This is a genomic window from Lentzea guizhouensis (assembly GCF_001701025.1).
In the GTDB taxonomy this organism is placed as follows: Bacteria; Actinomycetota; Actinomycetes; order Mycobacteriales; family Pseudonocardiaceae; genus Lentzea; species Lentzea guizhouensis.
The window spans coordinates 4547465-4564072 of the sequence record NZ_CP016793.1 but is presented as its reverse complement, the minus strand read 5'-3'; the positions used below and the strand labels follow the sequence as shown (position 1 = coordinate 4564072).

The 16608-nt window shown below is 69.3% G+C and carries 19 protein-coding genes; 4 read left to right on the top strand and 15 right to left on the bottom strand.

From position 1 onward, the window contains the following. Position 1: 1 nt before the first annotated feature. Positions 2–706 (bottom strand): FAD-dependent thymidylate synthase, encoded by a 705-nt coding sequence (gene thyX / locus BBK82_RS22680; protein WP_065916798.1) that lies wholly within the window; start codon positions 704–706, stop codon positions 2–4. A gap of 68 nt (positions 707–774) precedes the next feature. Between thyX and BBK82_RS22675 the strand changes: the two genes are divergently transcribed. Both BBK82_RS22675 and BBK82_RS22670 read left to right on the top strand, forming a co-directional pair. Continuing rightward, the gene (locus BBK82_RS22675) at positions 775–1305 is read left to right on the top strand and encodes a toxin-antitoxin system HicB family antitoxin (protein ID WP_065916797.1); all 531 of its coding nucleotides are present in this window, start codon (positions 775–777) and stop codon (positions 1303–1305) included. Between the two features lie 5 nt (positions 1306–1310). After that, positions 1311–2216, top strand: a complete 906-nt coding sequence (locus BBK82_RS22670) for a DUF4097 family beta strand repeat-containing protein (RefSeq protein ID WP_065916796.1) — start codon at positions 1311–1313, stop codon at positions 2214–2216. Between the two features lie 30 nt (positions 2217–2246). Here BBK82_RS22670 and BBK82_RS22665 read toward each other — a convergent pair whose 3' ends face one another. The 4 genes from BBK82_RS22665 to BBK82_RS22650 all read right to left on the bottom strand — a co-directional run bounded on the left by BBK82_RS22665 (position 2247) and on the right by BBK82_RS22650 (position 6093). After that, positions 2247–2741, bottom strand: coding sequence for a hypothetical protein (locus BBK82_RS22665; protein ID WP_065916795.1), 495 nt, complete (start codon positions 2739–2741; stop codon positions 2247–2249). Between the two features lie 18 nt (positions 2742–2759). Next, positions 2760–3368 carry a TetR/AcrR family transcriptional regulator gene (locus tag BBK82_RS22660; protein WP_218920650.1) on the bottom strand — a complete coding sequence of 203 codons (609 nt, stop codon included), beginning with the start codon at positions 3366–3368 and terminating at the stop codon, positions 2760–2762. Positions 3369–3373: 5 nt separating this feature from the next. Continuing rightward, a complete protein-coding gene (locus BBK82_RS22655; RefSeq protein ID WP_065916793.1) occupies positions 3374–4357 on the bottom strand; it encodes an aldo/keto reductase in 984 nt (327 codons plus the stop codon). Positions 4358–4881: 524 nt separating this feature from the next. Further along, positions 4882–6093 (bottom strand): winged helix-turn-helix domain-containing protein, encoded by a 1212-nt coding sequence (locus BBK82_RS22650; RefSeq protein WP_083268849.1) that lies wholly within the window; start codon positions 6091–6093, stop codon positions 4882–4884. A gap of 70 nt (positions 6094–6163) precedes the next feature. Here BBK82_RS22650 and BBK82_RS22645 point away from each other — a divergent pair, with 70 nt between their 5' ends. Continuing rightward, positions 6164–6706 carry a GNAT family N-acetyltransferase gene (locus BBK82_RS22645; protein WP_065916792.1) on the top strand — a complete coding sequence of 181 codons (543 nt, stop codon included), beginning with the start codon at positions 6164–6166 and terminating at the stop codon, positions 6704–6706. 21 nt (positions 6707–6727) lie between these two features. Continuing rightward, positions 6728–7240, top strand: coding sequence for a YqaA family protein (locus BBK82_RS22640; RefSeq protein ID WP_065916791.1), 513 nt, complete (start codon positions 6728–6730; stop codon positions 7238–7240). A gap of 270 nt (positions 7241–7510) precedes the next feature. Here BBK82_RS22640 and BBK82_RS22635 read toward each other — a convergent pair whose 3' ends face one another. The 10 genes from BBK82_RS22635 to BBK82_RS22590 all read right to left on the bottom strand — a co-directional run bounded on the left by BBK82_RS22635 (position 7511) and on the right by BBK82_RS22590 (position 16417). Beyond that, on the bottom strand, positions 7511–8386 hold the full coding sequence (locus BBK82_RS22635; RefSeq protein WP_065916790.1) for an SRPBCC family protein: 876 nt from the start codon (positions 8384–8386) through the stop codon (positions 7511–7513). Next, on the bottom strand, positions 8383–8925 hold the full coding sequence (locus tag BBK82_RS22630) for a winged helix-turn-helix domain-containing protein (protein ID WP_065916789.1): 543 nt from the start codon (positions 8923–8925) through the stop codon (positions 8383–8385). The genes BBK82_RS22635 and BBK82_RS22630 overlap by 4 nt, the downstream gene beginning before the upstream one ends. A 108-nt stretch (positions 8926–9033) precedes the next feature. After that, positions 9034–9471, bottom strand: coding sequence for a hypothetical protein (locus BBK82_RS22625; protein ID WP_065916788.1), 438 nt, complete (start codon positions 9469–9471; stop codon positions 9034–9036). Continuing rightward, positions 9468–10205 carry a 4-hydroxy-tetrahydrodipicolinate reductase gene (gene dapB, locus BBK82_RS22620; RefSeq protein ID WP_065916787.1) on the bottom strand — a complete coding sequence of 246 codons (738 nt, stop codon included), beginning with the start codon at positions 10203–10205 and terminating at the stop codon, positions 9468–9470. Before dapB ends, BBK82_RS22625 begins: the two co-directional genes overlap by 4 nt. Beyond that, positions 10202–11584 carry a M16 family metallopeptidase gene (locus tag BBK82_RS22615; protein WP_065921270.1) on the bottom strand — a complete coding sequence of 461 codons (1383 nt, stop codon included), beginning with the start codon at positions 11582–11584 and terminating at the stop codon, positions 10202–10204. The genes dapB and BBK82_RS22615 overlap by 4 nt, the downstream gene beginning before the upstream one ends. Positions 11585–11601: 17 nt before the next feature. Then, positions 11602–13845: a polyribonucleotide nucleotidyltransferase gene (locus BBK82_RS22610; protein WP_065916786.1), complete on the bottom strand. Its 2244-nt coding sequence runs from the start codon at positions 13843–13845 to the stop codon at positions 11602–11604. 233 nt (positions 13846–14078) lie between these two features. Then, positions 14079–14348 (bottom strand): 30S ribosomal protein S15, encoded by a 270-nt coding sequence (gene rpsO / locus BBK82_RS22605; protein ID WP_065916785.1) that lies wholly within the window; start codon positions 14346–14348, stop codon positions 14079–14081. A 128-nt stretch (positions 14349–14476) separates the two neighbouring features. After that, positions 14477–14923 carry a 2'-5' RNA ligase family protein gene (locus BBK82_RS22600; protein WP_065916784.1) on the bottom strand — a complete coding sequence of 149 codons (447 nt, stop codon included), beginning with the start codon at positions 14921–14923 and terminating at the stop codon, positions 14477–14479. Further along, a complete protein-coding gene (locus BBK82_RS22595) occupies positions 14920–15402 on the bottom strand; it encodes a helix-turn-helix domain-containing protein (RefSeq protein ID WP_065916783.1) in 483 nt (160 codons plus the stop codon). Before BBK82_RS22595 ends, BBK82_RS22600 begins: the two co-directional genes overlap by 4 nt. 82 nt (positions 15403–15484) lie before the next feature. Then, positions 15485–16417, bottom strand: a complete 933-nt coding sequence (locus BBK82_RS22590; protein ID WP_065916782.1) for a bifunctional riboflavin kinase/FAD synthetase — start codon at positions 16415–16417, stop codon at positions 15485–15487. Positions 16418–16608 lie beyond the last annotated feature (191 nt).

Genomic DNA, 16608 nt, shown 5'->3' with positions numbered 1-16608 from the left:
GTCAGCCTTCAACCACCAGCGGGCTCGAAGCAACTTCTGTGCCGTCCGGGAGTGTCGAGATGACGAAGTCCGCGAACGCGTTGGGCGCCGCCTTCGTCAGCTCGCGCAGGCACGCCACGGCCAGTTCGCGCAGTTCGACGTTGATGTGCTCGGTCGCGCGCATCGCGATGAAGTGCCGCCACGAGCGGTAGTTGCCCGTCACGACGATCTCGGTGCCGGTCGCGTTCGGCAGCACCGACCTGGCGATCTGCCGGGCGCGCCGGCCGTTGACCCTCTGCTCCAGGCTGGCCACCAGGTCCTCGTAGGCCTTCAGGCTCGCCTCGGTGGCCGCGACGAACCGCGCGTGCAGCTCGGGGTCCTCGGCGATCAGCGACGGCTCGACGACGTCGGTCGGGTCGGTGCGCTGGGAGAGCTGCGAGTACGAGAAGTGCCGGTGCCGGATGAGCTCGTGGGTGAGCGAGCGCGGCAGTTCGGTGAGGTAGAGCGAGGCGCTGCCGTGCTCGAACGCCGCCAGGTGCCCGACGTCGAGCAGGTGGTGCAGGAACGTCGCGTTCGTGTTCGTCATGGGGTTGGAGCGGTCCCAGGACTGGTAACAGGCCCGGCCGGCGAACTCGACGAGCGCCGCGCCGCCGTCCGCGTCGGTCGACCACGGCACGTCGTCCGGCGGGATGAACTCGGTTTTCGCCACCAAACGCACTCTCGGCATGACTCCGACACTAGCCCTGACATCAGGTGGTGGTTGCACGATGTCGCGGGTGACGTCATAGTGGTGTCATGGATCTGTCGCCGTACATCGCGTCACTGCGCGAGGACCTGGCGACGGCCGCATCTGCGGGGGACGAGAACACCCGTCGAACGGCCGCCGCGTTGTCCGCAGCGCTCGAACCAGCCGCGCGACTGGCAATCATGAACGCACTGTCCGACCTGGCCGCCGAGGTCACCGCCTCGCTGGAAGGCCAGGTGGTCGAGGTCCGGCTGGCCGGCCGGGACGTCCAGGTGGTCGTCACCGGCTCGGCTCCCGAGCAGGAGTCCGGCCCGCAGCAGGACGCGCCGCCGAGCTGGGGCACCGGTGACGCCACCGGTGACATCAGCCGCATCACCCTGCGGATGATCAACGAGCTCAAGGCGAAGGCCGAGCAGGCGGCAGCCGCTCAGGGCGTGTCGCTGAACTCGTTCATCCAGCAGGCCGTCGGCGGGGCCGTCCACGGCAAGCACCGGGAGCACTGGAAGCAGCAGCACAAGGGGTGGAGCGGATCGAGCGGTGCCCAGGCCGGGTCACGCGTCCGCGGATGGGTGCAGGGGTGAGCGGGATGACCGAACCGTCGAGTGAACCGTCAGGCGTGGTGCGCCACCAGAGCTTCGAGTTCGCGGGAGTCGCGGAGATCGACATCTCGCTGCTCAGCGGCCGGGTGCAGGTGCAGCTGGTCAACGAGCCGGGTGTGCACGTCGAGGTGCGGCACGACCCGGCCGCCGGCAACACCTGGACCGAGGGCCTGTCCAGCGTGCTGAGCTGGGTCAGCGGCCAGTTCGGTCCCGACAAGGGCGGCGCCGCGCCGGCCGGGCCGGAGGACGCCGTGCGGGAGGCCCGCGTGGAGCTGCTGGGCAACCGCCTGCGCATCGAGTCGTCGAAGGCGCTGCCGTTGCGCGCGGTGCCGTTGTCGGTCGTCGTGACGGCGCCGGCGGGGTCTCACGTGCAGTCCAAGACCGGTGCCGCCGACGTGTCGGTGACGGGCGAGGCAGGCCGGGTGGACCTGAACACGGGCACCGGCAACGTCAACGTGGACCGCGCGACCGGCGAGGCCAAGGTGAACTCGGGCTCCGGCACGGTCCGCCTCGGCACGATGCTCGCGCGGCTCAAGGCCAAGACCGGCAGCGGTGACGTGGAGGTGTCGTCGGTGGGCGACAACGCCGTCCTCATCACCGGCACCGGCGACGTGTGGCTGGGCGCGGTGCAGGGTGACGTCATGGTGCGCACCGGCAGCGGCGACCTGACCGTGGCCGACGCCGCCGCCGGCGAGATCCAGCTCGGCACCGGCTCCGGCAACATCCGCGTCGGCATCCGTTCCGGCACCCTCGCCAAGATCGACCTCGTGTCCACGTCCGGCGGTGCCCGCAGCGACCTCGACGTCTCCGACGTGCCTCTGGGCGACGCCGCGCTGACGATCACCGGCCGCACCGGCAGCGGCTCCGCTCTCGTCACCGCCGCCACCAGCTGACCGGGGGTCGGATGAGCCCGGACGGCGTCCCTACGGCTCCTGGAACGGTTTGGAGCCGCCGGGGACGTCGTCCGGGAAGATCGGGCACCGCAGCTCCGCGGTCAGGAACTTCCTGATGAACGTGGAGAAGTTGCCGTCGTAGGACCAGCTCTGGCGCAGGTCGGTGATCACGACGGTCCACTCGTCCGGTTCGCCGCCGGTGTACCAGAGGCAGTGGTCGCCGCCCAGCGTCGTGCCCCAGGGCAGCAGCCCCGGCCGTTCCGGGTGCGCGCGCAGGCCCGGCTGGCGCCGCACCGCCCGCAGAGCCTTGGGCGCCTGCGACATCCAGTTCATGAACCCGGCGCGCGCCGTGGGGTGCAGGATGCGGACGTACCCGCCGACGATGAGCGGGGGATACGCCTCCGCCAGGTGCACGTAGTCGGTCGGCAACGGTGTGCCCAGGCGTGCTTTGACCGCGTCCCAGTCAACCGGGTCAGGACGCCGCTCGGGCGCTCCCAGCAGGTCGATCCACTCGTCAGGCGGCACCGTTCACCTCCGTGACCCTCAAGCATCGCCTGTGGCACTTGGACTTCGGTTGTACCGCAGTCCAGCGACGACCAGGGAGACGACCGCGTCGAACTCGGCCTGGATGTGAGGATTCCCCCACTCCCGGGCGTGCGACGGGTGGTGGAACTTGTCCGTCGCGTCCCACACCGCCTGCGCCGTCACGTCGACGTCGTCCGTCACGAACTCCTGGGTTTCCACTCCCGCGCGGATGATGCGCGTGAGGATCCCCACCATGTGCCGGACGTGGTACTCGGGAATGCTCGCGCTTTCCTTGACCAGCACCTGGAAGTTCTCGAACAGCTCCGGTTCCTCGAGGTGCGAGCGGCGCTTCTTGTCGAACAACGCCTGCAGCCACACCCGCAACCGCTCCGCCGCGGTGCCCTCCTGCTCGACGATGGCCTCGAACTCGGCGTGCACCACGTCGAGCCAGCGCCGCGTCACGGCCTCGCGCAACGCGGCCTTGGTCGGGAAGTGGCGGTAGACGCTGCCGTGGCTGACCCCGAGCGCCTTGGCGACGTCGACCACCGTCGCCTTGGCCGGCCCGTACCTGCGCAGGACCTCTTCGGTCGCCACGAGGATCGCCTCCCCGGTCAACACCTCCGCCACTTCGCTCACCTCTCGCTGTCCAGCATCGCCATCTGCTCGGCGGCGTACCGCGTGCCCGCCGCGGCCCCCACCGGAACAACGGCGTCGATCTCCCGCAGTTCCTGCTCGGTGAACTCGACGTCGAGCGCACCGATCGCCTCGCTCAGCCTCGCACGCTTGGTCGTGCCGACGAGCGGCACCACGTTCTCCACGCGCCCGGCCCACGCGATCGCGAGCTGCGCGACGGTGACGCCCTTGCTCGCGGCGATGCCGTTGAGCGTCTCGACCAGCCCGAGGTTGTGGGCCAGGTTGTCGCCCTGGAACCGCGGGGTGTGGCTGCGGTAGTCGTCGGCCGGGAACTCCCTCGCGGGCGTGGCCGAGATGAGCCCGCGCGACAGCACGCCGTACGCCGTGATGCCGACGCCGAGCTCCTGCGCGGTCGGCAGGATCTCCGCCTCGATGCCCCTGCTGAGCAGGCCGTACTCGATCTGCAGGTCGACGATCGGGTGCACCGCGTGCGCCCTCCTGAGCGTCTCCGCCCCCACCTCCGACAGCCCGATGTGCCGCACCCAGCCCTTCTCGACCTGCTCGGCGATCGCACCGACCGTCTCCTCGATCGGCACGCTCGGGTCGAGCCGCGCCGGCCGGTAGACGTCGACGTAGTCCGTGCCCAGCCGCTCCAGCGAGTACGCCAGGAAGTTGGCCACCGCCGCCGGACGCGTGTCGAACCCGATGAACGCGCCGGCCCGGTCCCGCATGCCCCCGAACTTCACGCTGAGCTGCACCTCGTCCCGCCGCCCCTTGATCGCCTCGCGGATCAGCAGCTCGTTGTGGCCCTGACCGTAGAAGTCACCGGTGTCGAGCAACGTGACCTCGGCGTCCATCGCGGCGTGGATCGTCGCGATGCTCTCGTCCCGGTCGGCCGGGCCGTACGCGTTGGACATGCCCATGCAGCCCAACCCGATGGCGGACACGACCGGGCCGGTGTTGCCGAGCTGACGCTTCTGCATGACGAACTCCTCATCTGTGGATGAGTTCGACTATGCACCTTGGACTGACAGATTTCAACATCTGTCATCCAATACTTGTCCGAGGCGCGTCTCCCGCCGTGGCCGCGATCACTCCTTCCCGTCCGCATCGCCCGGACGCCTGGCTTTCACCCAGTCAGGTGAACCGTGTCCTGATCCGTCCCCCGCAGTCGTCTCATTCACGGCCGGATCACCCACCACTGGACGCCCGTGAATGAGGAAACGCGGGCCACGCACACCCGCTACCGCTACAACGCCGCAACCGAGCACACCGCCCACGACCCGCACGTTTCGCTCCTCCCACCTCACCGGCCACTCCGACGCACGTCCCGCCACCAGCTCCCCGCCTCACCGGCCACTCGACGCACGCCCCGCTCCAGCCCGCCTCCCGCCACTCCACGCACACGCCGCCGCCGCCTGCTCGCCCGCCTCACCCGACGCACACGCCCACCGCCAGCCCCGCCTCACCCACTACCCAACACACACGCCACCGCTACCGCCCTGCCTCACCCACCACCCGACGCGTGCGCCGCCGCCAGCTCTCCCGCCAGATCCCCCTTCGGCACCACCAGCACGTCCTCCAGCCCCAGCCACTCCGCCATGTGCGCCAGCTCCGCCGCCAGCTCCACCGCCACCCGCGGCCGGTCCACCCCGGCCTCCGCGAACGCCGACTGCACCCGCAGCACCCCCGCCGCCCGGTCCGCCTTGATGTCCACGCGTGCCACCAGCTCGCCGTCCAGCAGGAACGGGAACACGTAGTAGCCGTGCACCCGCCGCGGCTCCGGCACGTAGATCTCGATGCGGTACCGGAAGCCGAAGATCCGCTCGGTCCTGGCCCGCTCCCAGATCAGCGGGTCGAACGGGCACAGCAGCGCCCGCCCGGTGACCCGGCGCGGGGCCTTCGCGTCGACGTGCCGGTAGGCGGGGCCGCGCCAGCCGTCGACCGACACCGGTTCCAGCACGCCGTCCTGCGCCAGCGACGCCACCGCCGCCTGCGAGCGGCGCGGGTCGAGGCGGTAGTAGTCGCGCAGGTCCGGCTCGGTGGCGACGCCCAGCGCCACGGCCGCTCGCGTGACCAGTTCGCGCGCGCCCTCGTCCGGTGTCCACCGCTGGGCCAGCACGTCCGCCGGGATGACGCGCTCGGTGAGGTCGTAGAGGCGTTCGAAGCCGCGGCGCGTGCCCGTCGTCAGCACGCCGACGCCGAACAGCACCTCGCAGATCCGCTTGACCTCCGACCAGTCCCACCACGGGCCCTTCGCCCGGCCCCGCTCGCCCATCAGCGCCTTCTCCAGCGCGCCCGCACCGATCGGGCCGAGCTCCTTGACCGCCGCCAGCACCTCGTCGACGAGCTGGGGCGAGCGCTCCACCAACGTCTGGTAGTTCTGCCACCAACCGCGTTTCTTCGCGCCGGAGTGGAACAGCGGCCAGTCCGCGACCGGCACCAGCGACGCCTCGTGCGCCCACGTCTCCACCAGCATCCGCGGCTTGCGCGACGAGTGCGTCCACGCCGCGTCGTCGAGCAGCACGGACTCATACGCCCCCAAGCGCGAGAACAGGGGCATGTAGTGGGCGCGCACCGCCACGTTCACCGAGTCGATCTGCAACAGCTGCACCCGCGACAGCACCCGTTGCAGGTGCCTGCGCGTGGCCACCGCCGGCCGCACGTCGGTGAAGCCCTGCGCACCCAGGGCGATCCTGCGGGCGACGTCCGCACTCATCCTCTGCACCCCACCGATGCTGCCACGCACCCCTGACAATTCCCGGAGCAACGGCCGATAAGGTGCGGCAATGGCCGACGCCGGCGTGCACACCGCCACCGCGAACGACGTTCCGGAGATCATCCGCATCCACCGCGAAACCTGGCGCCTCGCGTACGCGCAACTGTTGCCAGAGGAAGTGCTGAGCACCCTCGACACGGATGAGGCGTGGTCGCTCGCGGTCCACAGTGGCGCCGTGCTCGTGGCGACCGAGGGCGAGTGGACGGTTGGGTTCGTTGTCGCGAGCAAAGCGCCGGACGAGGAGGTGGCCAACGCGGACGGCTCCCTGCCGGAAGACGCCGCCACCACCGCGCTCATCAGCGTCTTGACCGAACCCCGCTGGGGCCGCCGGGGCCACGGCACCCGGCTCGTCGCGCAAGCCTGCCGTGAGCTGGTGAACGCCGGTGCCACAAGGGGAATCGCCTGGGTCCCGGAAGCCGACAAGGCCTCGCGGAACTTCTACGAGCGACTGGGCTGGACGGGTGACGGCATGGTACGCACCCTGGACGCCGGGGGGCGGCCGTTGCGCGAGGTCAGGATGTCCGGTCCCCTCGCTGTCCGACTCGACGCCTGAGAACTGTGTAGCCTCGGCCGGGTGTTCGGCTTGGTTGGCCTCACCTTCGGGGTCGCGCTCGGCTCCGCGATCCTCCCCTTCATCAGTGTCGAAGCGTGGGTGGTGGGCCTCGGCGCGCGCTGGCCGGGGGTCCCGTTCTGGGTCGTAGGCCTGGTCGTGGCGGTCGGCCAGGTGCTGGGCAAGCTGCTGTACTTCTACGCGGCGCGCGGCGACATCCAGCTGCCGAAGTGGTTGCACCGCAAGAAGAAGGAACGCGCCAAGCCGTCGCTCACGCAGCGCTGGTTCGGCGAGGGCACGCGCATGCACCGCTGGGGCGACTGGATCCACGTGAAGTGCAAGGCGCACCCGAACTGGATGGCGGGCACCCACGCGGTGAGCGCACTGGTCGGCCTGCCGCCGTTCATGGCGACGAGCATCCTCGCCGGCCTGGCCGGGATGTCCACGGTGATGTTCGTGGCCACCGGCCTGGTCGGCCGGTTCGCCAGGTTCAGCTTCCTGTGCGCCTCACCCGGCCTGATCACGGCGTGGCTCTAGGGCCTGTGTCGAGGTCCCGTTCGATGAGAGTCGGGCCTGAGGTGGTTCCTGGAGGCGCCTCAGACCCGGCTATCGCGAACATGGACCTCGACACAGGCCCTAGCCGAACACGATCGACACCGCCACCGAGAACGCGATCACGAGCGCGGCGAACGCAACACGGGTCTCCTGCAGCACGTGCGTCAAACTATCGATGTCCCACCGGACAAAGCCATGCGCAAACGGGTGAGAGCCGGATGATCTAGCTCTCACCCGCCGTTTCACACCCGATCATTCGAGGACGAGGGCACCTTCAGGCAGCCCGGGCATCTCCATCGAGTGCCACATCGGCTTCCAGTCGGCGATCTCCAGCATCCTGCGCATGTCGACGAACCCGCTGAGCCATCCCATCCACGACCCGTACGGCGGCGTCCCCAGGTCGAACCCGCTCTGCACGAACGTCAGGTGCGTCCTCCCACCCGACTCCGCGAGCTCCCACGACGACACCATCCCGTCCGGGAACTCGATCGCGAACCGGCTCTCGTCGAGCGCGACGACCTTCCCGGGGTTCGGCTCCTCCTCGAAGCTCCCCATCGCCCACCGCCCACCGACGAACGGCTCGATCGACGCCCGCGCCCCGAACCACCGCTGGAACTTCTCCACGTCGGTCAACGCGTCGATCACCGCGGCAGCCGGCGCCGCGATGTCCACCTCGAACCGCTGCTCCGGCGTCGAGAAGTCACACAGCCCGAACACGGGCCGCCCTTCGACGTGCTCGACCAGGTTCCCCAGCACCAACGGCCAGAACGTCTGCACGACCCCCGCGTGCGTCTCGTCCTCGATCCCCTCACCCCACGCCGGGTACGGCGACTGGGAGGCAGCGACAACGGTCTCCCCGTCCCTGGTCCCCACGCTCAGCTCAACCGTGTAGTCCTTGCCGTGCAAGAACCACGAGAACTTCACCGAGCGCTCGCCGACCTCCAGCAACTTCTGCCGCCCACGCTCCCCCTCCGGCGTGAACCGCCCCCAGAACTCGAAAACCCCCTGCCGCACATCAACTTCCGCGAGCTCCGCCAACCACACGCGCAACTCGTCCGCGTTGGTCAGCGCCTCCCACACCCGCTCGACCGACGCCCGCGCCCGAACGCGCACAACTCCCGTGCTCATCGCATGTCTCCCTTCGGATAGCAGGCCAGGGCAACCCGAAACGCATCACCCTCCGCCCCGCCGTAACGGGTGAACAGGTCCTGCAACGTCGTCTGCAACTCGGCCAGGAACCGCTGCCGCTCCTCCGGCCGCACCCGAATCTCCCCGGACACCCCGACCGACGGCAGCTCCACATCCCGGTCCAGCTCCGCGATGTCCGCCTGCACCTGCTCGGCCAGATCCACGAGGTGCCCCAACACCAGCTCGTCCTTGGCCCCGATCCGCCCCACCAACCGGGGCGACAGCCAGTACGACCGCGCCACCGCCTGGTAGAGCCCCTCGTGCACCCCACGCACCTTGCGCTCGGCCACCTGGTCCACCAACCCGACCTTGACCAGCTGCTTCACGTGGTAATGCACCCGCTGCGGCGTCTGCTCGAGCACCTCGGCCACCTCGGTGCACGAACGCGGCGCAGCCAACTGCCGCAGCACCTCAACGCGCTGCGGCTTGAGCAGGACCTCGGCCTGCTCCATCCGGTCCAGGTAGATGACGTCTCTCATCGCAAAAACAACCTTGAACGTTCAAACCTTTTTTGTCAATGGTTCGGCCAGCACGACAAAGCCCCCGGCGGGTAGTCCCACCGGGGGCCGTCACCTGCGCGGGAGGCGCTAGGAGTGCAGCTGGATCGCCTTCTTCATCGTCTCGCGAGCACGTCCTCGGTCGCCCGCGACGTCGTACGCGTACGCCAACCGGAACCAGGCCCGCCAATCCTCCGGCGAAGCGTCAACCTCACCCCGCCGCTCCTCGAACCAGGCATCGGCAGCATCCCGGTCCACCCGCCCAGAAGGACGGCGCGGCAGATGCGAAACATCCGGCAACAGCCCGTCCGCCTCAAGCTCGCGGGCCATCTTCTCGGTCTCCCACCCGAACCTCAGGTTGGAGTACACGAGCCACACCCCGAGCAACGGCAGGATCAACACACCGACGCCGAGCAGAACAGCGACAACATCCCCGGTACGCAGCAACGCCACCGCCCGCCCGGCCAGCAACACGAAGTACACCGCCAAAGCCGCGATCAGCAGCCCGACGGTCACCCGGGCTTTCACAGGTCGAGGTACTTGTCGAGCCCGACCGCGAGCCCAGGCCGGGACACGATCTCCCGCACGCCCAGAACCACCCCGGGCATGAACGACGTCCGGTGCAACGAGTCCTGACGCAACGTCAGCGTCTCGCTCTCCCCACCGAACACGACTTCCTGATGCGCGATCATCCCGGAGATCCGCAACGAATGAACCCGCACGCCGTCCACGACCGCACCCCGAGCACCGGGCTCCTCGACCGTCGTGGCATCTGGCATCGGATCCATCCCCGCACGCGCCGCCGCGATCAACCGGGCCGTGTGCGCCGCCGTCCCCGAAGGCGCGTCGGCCTTGCGCGGGTGGTGCAGCTCGATGATCTCCGCCGACTCGTAGTACCGCGCAGCGATCTCCGAGAAGCGCATCAACAGCACCGCACCGATGCCGAAGTTGGGCGCCACCAGCACACCCACCTCCGGACGATCGGCCAGCAAACCCTCCACAGTGGACAGCTTCTCGGCGTCGAAGCCGGAAGTGCCCACCACGCAGTGGATTCCCCGCCCGACGCAGAACGCCAGGTTGTCCATCACCACGTCGGGGTGGGTGAAGTCGACGACGACCTGCGCCCCGGCGTCCACCAACGCCGACAGCGGGTCGTCGGCGTCCAGTGCCGCCACGACCTCCATGTCCTTGGCCGCCTCGACCGCGCGGACCACCTCGGAACCCATGCGGCCCCGCGCGCCGAGAACTCCGACGCGAATCATGCAATCACCTCGTGTACCTGGTCCGGCAGATCGTCGGCATGATCGTAGGGACCGACCACCGCGGCGGCGACCGGTCGGCGCAGCAGATCACGTGCGAGCAGCGCCACTTCCTCGGCGGTGACCGCGTCGATCCGCGCGAGCGTCGCTTCCACGCTCAAGTGGTCGCCGTAGTTGAGCTCGGACTTGCCGATCCGCGACATGCGTGAGCTCGTGTCCTCCAGGCCCAGCACCAGGCCGCCGCGCAGCTGGCCCTTGCCGCGCGCCACCTCGGCGTCGGACAGGCCGCCGCGAGCGACGTCCACGAGCACCTCGCGGATCACGCCCGCTACGTCGCCCAGGCGGTCGGGCTGGCAGCCCGCGTAGACGGCGAACGTGCCGGTGTCGGCGTACATGCCGACCGACGAGTAGACCTGGTAGGCCAGGCCGCGCCGTTCGCGGACCTCCTGGAACAGCCGTGAGCTCATGCCGCCGCCGACCGCCGCGTTCAGCACGTTCAGCGCGAACCTGCGCTCGTCGTGGCGGTCGAGGCCGCGCATGCCGAGCATCAGGTGCGCCTGCTCGGTGTCGTCGGTGTGCAGCACCAGCTTGCGGGCGTCGGCGATGCGCGCGCGACCCGCCCGTGGCACGACCGCGCTGCCCTCCCGCGACAGCCGGTCGCCGAGAGCCTTGCGCACCAGGCGCATCACCTGCGCGTGCTCGATGTTGCCGGCGACGGCGAACACCATGCGCGGCAACGTGTACCGCTTCTTGTAGAACGAGTACAGGTTGTCCCGTTCCATGTCCTGGATGGACTTCTCGGTGCCCAGCACGGGTCGGCCCAGCGCGTGCCCGCCGAACAACGCCTCGATGAACGCGTCGTGCAGCAGGTCCTCGGGGTCGTCGTCGCGCATCGCGATCTCTTCGAGCACGACACCGCGTTCGGTCTCGAAGTCCCGCGGCGCGCACAGGGCCTCGAACACCACGTCCGTCACGAGGTCGACCGCCAGCGGCAGGTCCTCGTCCAGGACGTGGGCGTAGTAGCAGGTGTGCTCCTTGGCGGTGAACGCGTTCAGCTCGCCACCGACCGCGTCGATCTCCTCCGCGATCGCCGCCGCCGACCGCCGCGACGTCCCCTTGAACAGCAGGTGTTCGAGGTAGTGCGCGGCGCCGGCGACCTCGGGCCGCTCGTCGCGGGACCCGACCTGCACCCACAGCCCGACCGAGGCGGACCGCACCCCGGGGATGCGCTCGGTGATGACCCGCAGGCCCGACGGCAGCGTGCTGCGCCGCACCTCAGACCCCGCGGAGCTCTCGAGCACCCGCGTGCTGCCCGGCTTCTGGAGGTGCCCCGGCGTGTGAGTACGCGGACGGCCGCGGGTGGATGCACCCGCGGCCGTCACGTTGTTGTCAGTCGTGCTCACTGCGCGGGAGCCGCCTCAACGGCCTCGGTGGCAGCGGGCGCCTCGTCGGACGCGGGCGCCTCGGCGGCGTCCTCGTTCACGACGACCAGGCTGATCTTGCCGCGCTGGTCGATGTCGGCGATCTCGACGCGGAGCTTGTCGCCGACCTTGACGACGTCCTCCACCTTCGCGATGCGCTTGCCGTTGCCCAGCTTCGAGATGTGGACGAGACCGTCCTTGCCGGGCAGCAGCGAGACGAACGCGCCGAACGCCGCGGTCTTCACCACGGTGCCCAGGAAGCGCTCGCCGACCTTCGGCAGCTGCGGGTTCGCGATCGCGTTGATCATGTCGATCGCGGCCTCGGCCGACGGGCCGTCCGCCGCACCGACGTAGATCGTGCCGTCGTCTTCGATGGAGATGTCGGCACCGGTCTGCTCGGTGATCGAGTTGATCATCTTGCCCTTCGGGCCGATGACCTCGCCGATCTTGTCGGTCGGGATCTTGACCGACGTCACGCGCGGAGCGAAGGCGCTCATCTCGTCCGGGTCGGAGATGGCCTCGGCCATGACCTCCAGGATGGTGTAGCGCGCGTCGCGGGCCTGGCCCAGCGCCGCCGCCAGCACCTCGGACGGGATGCCGTCGAGCTTCGTGTCGAGCTGCAGCGCCGTCACGAACTCCTTGGTGCCCGCGACCTTGAAGTCCATGTCGCCGAACGCGTCCTCGGCACCGAGGATGTCGGTCAGCGCCACGTAGCGGGTCTCACCGTCGACCTCGTCGGAGACGAGACCCATCGCGATGCCGGAGACCGGCGCCTTCAGCGGGACACCCGCGTTCAGCAGCGACAGGGTCGACGCGCAGACCGAGCCCATCGACGTCGAGCCGTTGGAGCCGAGAGCCTCGGACACCTGGCGGATCGCGTAGGGGAACTCGTCGCGCTTCGGCAGCACGGGCATGAGCGCGCGCTCGGCCAGTGCGCCGTGGCCGATCTCGCGGCGCTTCGGCGAACCCACGCGGCCGGTCTCACCGGTCGAGTAGGGCGGGAAGTTGTAGTGGTGCAGGTAGCGCTTGTGCGTCTCGGGCGACAGCGAGTCGATCTGCTGCTCCATGCGCAGCATGTTCAGCGTGGTGACACCCAGGATCTGGGTCTCGCCGCGCTCGAACAGCGCCGAGCCGTGCGTCCTCGGGATCACGGCGACCTCGGCACCCAGGTCGCGGATGTCGGTGACCCCGCGGCCGTCGATGCGCACCTGGTCGCGCAGGATCCGCTGGCGGACCAGCTTCTTGGTGAGCGAGCGGAACGCCGCGCCGATCTCCTTCTCGCGGCCCTCGAACTGCTCGGCCAGCTTGTCCAGCGTGGCGGCCTTGATCTCGTCGAGCTTGCCCTCGCGCTCGGCCTTGCCCGCGATGGTCAGCGCCTGCGCGAGCTCACCGGAGGCAGCGCCCTCGACGGCCTCGAACGCGTCCGGCTGGTAGGCCGGGTACGTCGGGTACTCGCCGGTCTCCTTGGCGGCGACCTGCGCGAGCTGCGCCTGCGCCTCGCAGAGGACCTTGATGAACGGCTTCGCGGCCTCGAGCCCTGCGGCCACGACCTCCTCGGTGGGGGCGACGGCGCCCTCGCCGATCAGGTCGATCACGTTCTCGGTGGCCTCGGCCTCGACCATCATGATCGCGACGTCGCCGGACTCGACCACACGACCCGCGACGACCATGTCGAACACGGCCTTCTCGAGCTGCGAGTGCGTCGGGAACGCCACCCACTGGCCCTCGATGAGCGCCACGCGGACGCCACCGATCGGGCCGGAGAACGGCAGACCGGCGAGCTGCGTGGACGCGGACGCGGCGTTGATCGCCACGACGTCGTACAGGTCGGCCGGGTTGAGGCTCATGACCGTGATGACGACCTGGATCTCGTTGCGCAGACCGTCCACGAAGGACGGGCGCAGCGGACGGTCGATCAGGCGGCAGGTGAGGATGGCGTCCGTGCTCGGACGGCCCTCACGCCGGAAGAACGAGCCGGGGATGCGGCCCGCGGCGTACATGCGCTCCTCGACGTCCACCGTGAGGGGGAAGAAGTCGAAGTGCTCCTTGGGGTGCTTCGACGCCGTCGTGGCGCTCAGCAGCATCGTGTCGTCGTCCAGGTACGCGACAACGCTGCCGGCGGCCTGGCGAGCGAGCCGCCCGGTCTCGAAGCGGATCGTGCGCGAGCCGAACTTGCCGTTGTCGATAACGGCAGACGCCTCGTGGACCTCGATGTCCGTCATATACTTGTTTCTCCTCGTCTTTTGGACACCGCAGCACGCTTTTCGACGAGGCCGGTCTTCGATCGAAGTCCCCTGGTTGTCATTGCCAGGCGACCACTACCGAGGACCGGCGCGATAACTGCTTCGCGCGATGCGGGTCCTGTTTTTTGTTCCTCTTCGCAACCAGGGATCTGTATACACCTGGTTGTGCGCCGAGGGGGAGTGACCGGCCGGTCACTCCCCCTCGGCAAGTGTCACCTGCGCAGACCGAGTCGCTGGATCAGCGAGCGGTAGCGGTTGATGTCCACCTTGGTCAGGTAGTTCAGCAGACGGCGGCGACGGCCGACCATCAGCAGAAGACCACGGCGGGAGTGGTGGTCGTGCTTGTGCTGCTTGAGGTGCTCGGTGAGGTCGGCGATGCGCTTGCTCAGCAGAGCGACCTGCGCCTCGGTCGAGCCCGTGTCGCTGTCGTGCAGACCGTACTCGCCGAGGATCGACTTCTTCTGTTCCGTGGACAGTGCCACTGGGTGGTTCTCCTACTTGTTCAGGTCCGTGCGGCCCCACGCCCGCCGAATTGCTGGCCGGGGGTAGCCGGTACTGGCCGCCACGGACCGCAGCCAGACCCAACTCCGGAGGTTATCAGGCACGGCGTTCAGCGGCGCGCTGACGTGCGCAACCCCACCCGTGCGACGGGTGTGTACACGCCGTCGGCGCTGCTCACGAGCACCGCCTCGGCCGGCGTCCACGGGCTGCTCTCGAAAGCCGGCATCGGCTGGCCCCGGTACCCGTAGGCCACCGTCAGGTGCGCTTTCCAATTGTCGTCCGCACCCGCCGCCCGTGCCAACCCATTTAAGTCGCCGTCGATTCCCGCCCACAGGACCGTGCCGCGGAAGTGACCGAAGTTCTTCAGCCGGAGTTCGGGTGCCGGTAACCCTTCGAGCGCTTTGAAGCGCCCCTCGTCAGCGGTGTCGCCGTGGAAGCACAACGTGACGTGCCATTTGTCCGGCTTGGTCCACTCGATGTTCGCTGAACGGTCCAGCACGGCGGCGAGCTCGTCGACCACGTGTCGCGGCGGGAACAGCGCGGTGAACAACTTCACCGCTGGCCGGCCGCCCTGATGGCGCGGCGGAACAGCTCGGCGATCGCCGGGAACTCCTCGTGCAGCAGGTCGGCGGCCTGCTGGAGCTCGACGCGGTCGGCGACCCTGCGCAGCACCGGGTACGCGACGCTCTCGTCCCCGTTCACCGGCAGCGAGTCACGCGACACGGTCGGCTTCGACTCGCGCACGTCGTCGAGCGCGCGCTGCAACGCCTCCGGCGCCCCGGTCGCCACGTCGGGCGTGAGCACCTTGCGTTCGAGCATGATCATCCGTGCGAGCACGGCCGGGTTGCCGATCTTGGCCCGGCGGCCGCTCATGACCTGGCTGAGCATCGGCGCGCTGATCCCCAGCACGTCCGCGAGCTGGGCCTGGGACACGTTGAAGGCCACGACCAACCGGCGCACCCGGTCCCCCAGGGGCTCCCCGTACCACTCCCGCTGGAGGGCGAGGTTCCTCTGAACGATCTTGTGGTCCTCCACCTCAGCCTCTCCCGTAGCCTGCTCCGACCCGCATCCTGCCAGCACGAGCGCTCGCACATGGGTGCTTCGCTCGATCTGACGGTCACGAGTCGGTCAGCAGTTCCCTCGTTCGGTCTACGTCCCGGTGCATCTGCTCCAGGAGCGCCTCGACCGAGTCGTACTTCTCCATCTCGCGGAGCCGTTCCACGAAGTCCACGGCCACCCGCTGCCCGTAGTAGTCCTCGTCCACGTCCAGCACGAACGCCTCGACCCGCCGCTCCCGCCCGGAGAAGGTCGGGTTCGTCCCCACGCTGACCGCGGCCTTGAGCGTCTTGCCCTTGGCGTCGGTGAACCAGCAGGCGTAGATCCCGTCCGCCGGCACCGCGGCGAACTTGGGCGTCGACAGGTTCGCCGTCGGGAACCCCAGGTCCTTGCCCCGCCCGTCGCCCTTGACGACGATGCCCTCCAGCCGGTGCGGCTTCCCCAACGCCTCGGCCGCCGCCTTCACGTCGCCGGCGTCGATGCACGCGCGGATGTACGTCGACGAATAGGTCACGTCGTCAGCGGACACCAGATCAGCCCCCTCGGTCACAAAGCCGAACCGCTGCCCGAGCTGGCGCAGCATCGTGACGTTACCCGCCGCCTTGTGCCCGAAGGTGAAGTTCTCACCTACTACGACAGCCGCCGCGTGCAACTTCTCGACCAGCACCTCGTGCACGAACTCGTCAGCCGGCATCCGGCTCGTCTCGAGGCTGAACGGCACCACCACGAAGTGGTCGACCCCGAGCTCCTCCACCAACTGCGCCCGCCGCCGCAACGTCGTCAGCTGCGCCGGATGACTCCCCGGTCGCACCACCTCGGACGGGTGCGGGTCGAACGTCATGAGCACCGACGGCAGACCCCGCTCCCGCCCGAGCTCGACGGCACGGCCGATGAGCGCCTGGTGCCCTTTGTGGACACCGTCGAACACACCGATGGTGACGACGCAGCGGCCCCAGCCGCCGGGGAGGTGATCTAGTCCGCGCCAGCGTTGCACGGTGATCAGCCTACGACCACGCCCAGGGCCGCCGCAGGTGACGTCCTGGTACCTGTCCGCAGAACACCAGCCTGTTCGACCCGGTGAACTCGATCAGCCTCGTGAAGATCGCGCCGATGACCCGGCTTTCACGCTTGTCGCCACCGGTCTTGTCCCCTGATGGTGTGCCCGCGTGCTGCGGTGGGCACCGA